The 334-nt window shown below is 52.4% G+C and carries 1 protein-coding gene; it reads left to right on the top strand.

Features of this window, described 5'->3' with window-relative positions; translation table 11 throughout:
- Positions 1–334 (top strand): hypothetical protein (locus BB427_RS07275; RefSeq protein WP_139119038.1); only part of this gene is annotated, 334 nt, incomplete at both ends.

Genomic DNA, 334 nt, shown 5'->3' with positions numbered 1-334 from the left:
CAGATATGATTGTGAGCGTCTCTCCGTTGGTCTTCAGAGGATGACTCCGTTCCAGAACTTAGACGATGCCCTGGAAGGTTACTCTCCCCATCTCAGCTCTTTGGTGAGCGGACAGAACTACGGCTCCCGTCCGGCAGGTATGAAACTGAGGGACATCCCCGAAGTCAGCGTCCAGGACATGGAGAGATGGAGGGAAAGGATCCTCGATGCGATTCACACCGGTCACGTGACCGACAGCCATGGCAAGGAAATCAAACTGGATGAAGAAAATGCGCTCGACATTCTGGGAGCTTTAATTGAATCTAGCCATGACTCCGTCAACAAAGGTACCGTG

Source organism: Pseudoalteromonas sp. BMB (assembly GCF_001709235.1).
In the GTDB taxonomy this organism is placed as follows: domain Bacteria; phylum Pseudomonadota; class Gammaproteobacteria; order Enterobacterales; family Alteromonadaceae; genus Pseudoalteromonas; species Pseudoalteromonas maricaloris.
Note: the sequence above shows the minus strand (reverse complement) of the source record. Positions and strands in the feature narration are given on the sequence as shown.